Here is a 5285-nt window from a genome sequence, read left to right on the forward strand (position 1 = left end):
CCGCTTCGGCCTCGTGTTCAACCGCCGGGGCATCATCATGGAAGGCGCCTCGTCCTTCTTCCTCCCGCGCCTGGTGGGGATGCCCGCCACCCTCGACTGGATCTACTCCGGCCGGGTCTTCCCCGCGTCCGAGGCGCTGGAAAAAGGGCTGGTCTCGAGCCTGCACCCGCCAGAGTCGCTGATGGACGCCGCCCGCGCCCTGGCCCATGAGTACGCCGATCACACCGCTCCGGTCTCCACCGCCCTGACCCGGCAGCTCTGCTGGCGGATGCTGGGGGCCAGCCACCCCATGGAGGCGCACAGGGCCGAGAGCCGGGCCCTGATGGCCCGCGGCGGGTCGAACGACGCGGTGGAGGGCGTGAAGAGCTTCCTCGAGAAGCGCCCGGCCAACTTCACCGACCGCGTCTCCAGCCTCCCGGATGTCTTCCCCGACTGGGTCGACCCCGAGTTCTGATCACTCGAAGCCGGGCGCGGCCTTGGTGCGGATGTTCAGCTGTCCCGCCAGGCCCGCCCGGCGGTGGTGGTCGATCTTTCCCATGTCCTCGGACATGGCCATCTCGCGAAAGGCGGCCAAGGACGGGTATTCGGCCAGGGCGACCGCGTCCCAGAGCTCCTCGACCTCGCCGATCATCAGGCTTGTGACTCGGCCGGAAAAGCGGATGCGCCCGCCGCGGGCTTCGACCAGCTGGCGCACCCCCTCGCCATAGAGGGCGTAGGCCTCTGCGCCGGTGAGATGGGCGTTGGAGCCGTCCTCGTATTCAGCCTTAGGCTTGAACTTCAGCAGGTTGACCATGACGAAGGGCCCGTCCTCCGCGGCGGAGAAGAAGGCCATGGCCTGTTCGGGGGGCGGATAGATGGCGTTCTCGACCTTCATTGCGGGGCTCCGTTCCGGGGGTCAGCGGGTGCGCCGGACCATGTCGTCCAGCAGGTCGGCGATGGCGGCGGGCCTGTCCTCCTGGAGGAAGTGCCCGCCGGGAAGGATGACGTGGGCCTCGTTCCGGGCTCCCGGCACGCGGGCCTTGAAGGCCGCCTCCCCGCCCTTGGTCACGGGATCATTGTCGCTGAAGGCGGTGAGGAAGGGCTTCTCGAAGGCCTCCAGCACCTTCCAGGCCGCCTGGTTCTCCGCCACCGAGCCATGTTCCGGGGTGATGGGCACCAGGGCCGGGAACTGGCGGGCGCCCTCCTTGAAGCTCTCGTCCGGGAAGGGCGCGTCGTAGGCGGCGATCTCGTCGGCGGAAAGCTCACGGGTCGTCCCCATGTTGAGGATGCCGCCGATCGGCATGACCGGGATGGTCTGGGACATGTGCAGCCAGGCGTCAAAGCCGGGATTGGACCCGGCGCCCACCGGCAGGCTGGTGTTGCCGGCGATGACCCCCGCGAAGCGTTCCGGGAAGGCCGCAACCAGCCGAAGCCCGATGAGCCCGCCCCAGTCCTGGCAGAACATGACGACGCCCTGCAGGCCGAGCCCGGTGAGCCACTGGGACGCCCAGTCCACGTGCCGCTCATAGGTGTAGTCGGCCCGCGACGCCGGCTTGTCGGACCGGCCGAAGCCGATCAGGTCGGGCGCCAGCACCCTGTGCCCCCGTTCGACGAGGCGCGGGATGATGTGGCGGTAGAGGTAGGACCAGGAGGGCTCGCCGTGCATCAGCAGGACGGGGGCGCCGTCGCGGGGCCCCTCGTCGACATAGGCCAGGCGCAGGGTAACGCCCTCCGGCCCCCGGATGTCGGCGTAGTGCGGCGCGAAGGGCCAGTCGGCCAGGCCCTCGAAGCGCTGTTCCGGGGTTCTCAGGACCTTCATTCAGCGCCTCCCAGGGGCGTCGCGCCCGGTTGCAGTTGACACGCCCGGCTTGGCGGGAAACTAATGGCAATAGACGTGCCATTACCAAACGGACCGGTCAAGCGCCGGTGGGCGCGGAGGGGGGCGACCTATGTTGAAGCGTGTTTTCCTGGTCCTGCTGGGCCTGGTCGTGCTGGCCCTGTCGACCGCCTGGTTCCTGAGGGGTGAGATCGCCCTCCGGGTCATGGCCAGGACCATGGATCGCAACCTCGCCGCCACCCCTTCGGATGGCCTGCCGGACGGACTGCATGTCGCCCTCTGCGGCTCGGGCTCGCCCATGCCCGATCCCACCCGGGCGGGACCCTGCACCGCGGTCCTGGCGGGAAATCGGCTGTTCGTCTTCGACGCCGGTTCCGGCTCGGTGAGGAACCTGACCCTCATGGGCATGGCCCCGGCGCGGGTCGAACGGGTCTTTCTGACCCACTTCCATTCGGACCATATCGACGGCCTGGGCGAGCTGATGCTGCAGCACTGGGCGGGCGGCGCCGCGAAGACCCCCGTGCCGGTGCATGGCCCGACTGGGGTCGAGACGGTGGTCGGGGGACTGATGACCGCTTACGGCCCGGACCGGGGCTACCGGATCGCCCACCATGGAGAAGCCGTCGTCCCGCCCTCGGGCTTTGGCGGTGAGGCCCGGCCCTTTGCGATCGGGACCGGTCCGGCCCAGGTCACCCTGATCGATGAACCGGACCTGAAGATCAGGGCCTTCCCCGTGGATCATGCGCCCGTCTCGCCCGCTGTCGGTTACATCGTGGAGTACAAGGGCCGCAAGGCGGTGATCAGCGGCGACACCGACATCACGGCCAGCGTCGAGCAGGCGGCGCGGAATGCTGACCTGCTGGTCCACGAGGCCCTGTCCCTTCGCCTGGTCGGCCTCCAGAAGGCCGCAGCAGAGCGGGCCGGCCGGGCCAACCTGGTGAAGATCTTCGGCGACATCACGGACTATCACGCAGACCCGGAGGCCATCGCCGCCCTCGCAGAGCGCGCGAAGGTCCGCTACCTGCTGCTGACCCACATCGTCCCGCCCCTCCCCCTCCGGGCGCTGGAGGGGCCCTTCCTGGGCGATAGCCGAAAGATCTTTGAGGGTCCGGTGCGTGTCGGCCGGGACGGCGACATGATCACCCTCCCCGCGGGGTCCGCGGACATCCGCCACACCAACCGCCTGCGCTGACCAGGAGCCCCGCCATGACTGAGCCTGTCGCCCTCTCCGGCGCCCCCGGATCGCCCTACACCCGCAAGATGCTGGCGGTGCTGCGCTACCGTCGGATCCCCTACCGCTACCTGATCGTCTCGAACCCGGCCCTGGCGGACCTGCCGAGGGCGAAGGTGCCCCTGCTGCCGACCTTCTACCTGCCGGGTGCGGACGGCGCCCTGGAGGCGGTGACGGACTCCACGCCTCTCATCCGCCGGTTCGAGCGGGAGCACGGAGACCGCAGCCTGATCCCCGGGGACGCCGCCCTGGCCTTCCTCGACGCCCTGGTCGAGGACTATGCCGACGAGTGGCTGACCAAGGCCATGTTCCATTATCGCTGGGCCTATGCCGCCGACGTCGCCAAGGCCTCGGCCATCCTTCCCTGCTGGCGCGGACTGTCAGTCCCGGATGCAGACCTGGCCGAGCGCGGACGGGCCGTCGCCGAGCGGCAGATCGGCCGGCTCCGCTATGTCGGCTCCAACGCCGTGACCGGTCCGATCATCGAGGCGAGCTATCGTCGCTTCCTGGAAGCCTTCGAGGCCCATCTGAGGGTCATGCCTTACCTGATGGGGCGTCGGCCCGGCGCCAGCGACTTTGCGACCTACGGCCAGCTGACCCAGTTGGCGGAGTTCGATCCGACGCCCGCCGCCCTGACCCTTTCGGTCGCCCCGCGGGTCACCGCCTGGGTCGGCATGATGGAGGACCAGTCCGGCATGGAGCCCGCTGACGGGGACTGGATCGATCCGGCGAACCCGCCGCCGACCCTGAAGGCCCTCTTGTGCGAGGTTGGCCGGGTCTACACCCCGGTGATGCTGGCCAACGCCCGGGCGGTGGCGGCGGGCGCCGCTGAGGTCACCGCCGAGGTCGACGGGCAGGCCTGGAGCCAGCAGCCCTTCCCCTACCAGGCGAAGTGCCTGAAGGCCCTGAGGGAAGCGTATGCCGCCCTGGCCCAGGACGCCCGTGCGATCGTGGACCGCGCCCTTGACGGAACCGACTGCGAGGCCCTTCTGGCGGGATGACCCGCGAGACTCAGCAAACCGACGGTCGGCGACGACGTGGCGAGGACAGCCGCAAACGCATCATCGCGGCCATGCTGGACTTCATGCGCGAGGGCGAGGTGGCCCCAGGAGCCGAGCGCGTGGCCATTCGCGCAGAGGTGGGCCTGAGGACCGTGTTTCGTCACTTCCGCGACATGGACAGCCTCTATGCGGAGATGAGCCGCACCATCGAAGGCGAGCTCTCGGACCTGGCGTCGCAGCCCCTGGGGTCCGGCGACGAGGCCGGACGCCTAGCTGAGATCGTTTCGCGCCGGGCCGAAGCCTATGAGCGGATCTTCCCCTTCAAGCATGCCTCGATCGCGCATCGACACCGTTCGGATTTTCTGGCGCGCGGGCATGCCCGGATGGTCTCCAATCTCAGGCAGGCCCTGGCCAGGGACCTGCCGGACGCCTGCGCTGACCCCGGTCGGATGGAAGCCCTGGACCTGCTGCTGAGCTTCGAGGCCTGGTCCCGCCTTCGCCGCGAGCAGGGCTTGTCGCGGCGACAGGCCGAGGCCGTGATCGTGGAGGCGGCGGCGGCGCGCCTTCGGTTTTCGGGCCCCTGAGGCGGCTTTTCCGCCCGGTTAACGACTGATTCCTAGGTTTTGTGCGGGAAAATGGCTGGGAGAGCAGAGGAATGAAGTCCGTCACGATCCTTCCCGTCCTGGCGCTCGGCGCCCTCTTGTCCGGCTGCGGGGGCGCCGCCACGGACTGTGCGAGTGAATCTTCTCGCGATGTGATCACCTCCATCATCCGCGAACAGGTGGAGCAGGCCGCAGAAGCCGAGCTGGCCGGCGAAGATGGAACCCGCATGTCCGCCGCCTCGAAGATCCGCGCCACGGTCGCGGAACTGAAGGTTGCGATCGAGGATATCCGGACCACGAAGAAGGATCCCGACAGCACCAAGCGGTTCTGCGCCGGAACCGCCAGGGTCATCATGCCCCTGGCGATGATCGAGGACGCCGACCAGACACGGAAGCTCCTGGACCTGCCCGATGTGAACACCCTGCTGGCCCAGGCCGGGCTGAAGCGCTCGGCGGACTCCGTGACCTTCGACCTCGAGTACAGCGTCCAGCCCACGGACAAGCGGGACAAGATCTACGGCGAGGTCGAGGGCGCCGCGCCCGTGTTCACCACCCTGGGCCAGATCGTCGGCGCCCACCTGGCCCGTCGCGAGATCGAGGGCGCCAGCCAGGCCCAGGCGGCCCAGGTCGCCGCC

At 69.1% G+C, this 5285-nt stretch carries 7 protein-coding genes; 5 read left to right on the plus strand and 2 right to left on the minus strand.

Annotated elements, in window-relative coordinates:
- Positions 1–454, plus strand: a 454-nt coding sequence (locus IM632_RS10295) for an enoyl-CoA hydratase-related protein (RefSeq protein ID WP_296552306.1), incomplete at its 5' end; no start/stop codon positions are given.
- Here IM632_RS10295 and IM632_RS10300 read toward each other — a convergent pair.
- Positions 455–874: a DUF1330 domain-containing protein gene (locus IM632_RS10300; protein WP_296483014.1), complete on the minus strand. Its 420-nt coding sequence runs from the start codon at positions 872–874 to the stop codon at positions 455–457.
- A gap of 21 nt (positions 875–895) precedes the next feature.
- The gene (locus IM632_RS10305; RefSeq protein ID WP_296483016.1) at positions 896–1798 is read right to left on the minus strand and encodes a haloalkane dehalogenase; all 903 of its coding nucleotides are present in this window, start codon (positions 1796–1798) and stop codon (positions 896–898) included.
- Between the two features lie 130 nt (positions 1799–1928).
- On the opposite strand from IM632_RS10305, the gene IM632_RS10310 reads away from it, so the two are divergent.
- The 4 genes from IM632_RS10310 to IM632_RS10325 all read left to right on the plus strand — a co-directional run.
- Complete coding sequence (locus IM632_RS10310) at positions 1929–3008, plus strand: MBL fold metallo-hydrolase (RefSeq protein ID WP_296483019.1); 1080 nt, start codon at positions 1929–1931, stop codon at positions 3006–3008.
- A 14-nt stretch (positions 3009–3022) separates the two neighbouring features.
- Positions 3023–4048, plus strand: coding sequence for a glutathione S-transferase family protein (locus tag IM632_RS10315; RefSeq protein ID WP_296483021.1), 1026 nt, complete (start codon positions 3023–3025; stop codon positions 4046–4048).
- Entirely contained in the window at positions 4045–4632 is a 588-nt protein-coding gene (locus IM632_RS10320) for a TetR/AcrR family transcriptional regulator (RefSeq protein ID WP_296483026.1), read from the plus strand. Before IM632_RS10315 ends, IM632_RS10320 begins: the two co-directional genes overlap by 4 nt.
- A 71-nt stretch (positions 4633–4703) precedes the next feature.
- A partial coding sequence (locus tag IM632_RS10325; protein ID WP_296552307.1) for a hypothetical protein occupies positions 4704–5285 on the plus strand: 582 nt, incomplete at its 3' end.

This window comes from Phenylobacterium sp., assembly GCF_020402505.1.
Taxonomy (GTDB): domain Bacteria; phylum Pseudomonadota; class Alphaproteobacteria; order Caulobacterales; family Caulobacteraceae; genus Phenylobacterium.

Coding starts and splice junctions, on each gene's coding strand:
- IM632_RS10300 (WP_296483014.1), bottom strand. CDS start 874: ATGAAGGTCGAGAACGCCATCTATCCGCCCCCCGAACAGGCCATGGCC.
- IM632_RS10305 (WP_296483016.1), bottom strand. CDS start 1,798: ATGAAGGTCCTGAGAACCCCGGAACAGCGCTTCGAGGGCCTGGCCGAC.
- IM632_RS10310 (WP_296483019.1), top strand. CDS start 1,929: ATGTTGAAGCGTGTTTTCCTGGTCCTGCTGGGCCTGGTCGTGCTGGCC.
- IM632_RS10315 (WP_296483021.1), top strand. CDS start 3,023: ATGACTGAGCCTGTCGCCCTCTCCGGCGCCCCCGGATCGCCCTACACC.
- IM632_RS10320 (WP_296483026.1), top strand. CDS start 4,045: ATGACCCGCGAGACTCAGCAAACCGACGGTCGGCGACGACGTGGCGAG.